This window comes from Streptomyces sp. DH12 (assembly GCF_020873895.1).
Classification (GTDB): Bacteria; Actinomycetota; Actinomycetes; order Streptomycetales; family Streptomycetaceae; genus Streptomyces.
The window spans coordinates 1-398 of record NZ_JAHWGT010001573.1 but is presented as its reverse complement, the minus strand read 5'-3'; the positions used below and the strand labels follow the sequence as shown (position 1 = coordinate 398).

Here is a 398-nt window from a genome sequence, read left to right as displayed (position 1 = left end):
CCGCTCCTTCAGCGACCGGCTCGTCGCGGTCTTCCTGGAGCCGGACGTCTCCCGGGTGTGAGCAGGGGCTCGCTCGGGCGGTGCGGTGCTCCGGCACCGTCCCCCGCGGGTGCGATTGGGCACGGGAACAATCCCCCGCCCGCGCCCCCTCCACCCCTGGTTGACTCCACGACCTCCCGTATCGGCGTGATCGACGTAAGTGAGTGGAGTTGTCGTGGAGTTTCACGAAGCGGAGCGTGCGCGGCTGGGGGTGGGGCTGCGGGTCGGCGTGCGGATCGCCGTCGTGTGGCTGGTGTACGTGGCGGGCGCCGCGCTGGTGCCCGGGGTGTACGGCACCGCCGTCCTCGGGGGCGTGAGTCTCGGGGCGTTGGCCGCCCTGGTGCCGCTCGGGGTCGGGC

Annotated in this window: 1 pseudogene; it reads left to right on the top strand. The window is 73.4% G+C overall.

Going from position 1 to position 398, the window contains the following annotated elements:
* Window positions 1–214 precede the first annotated feature (214 nt).
* Window positions 215–398, top strand: a pseudogene (locus LPA54_RS41145) (hypothetical protein); the annotation flags it as partial.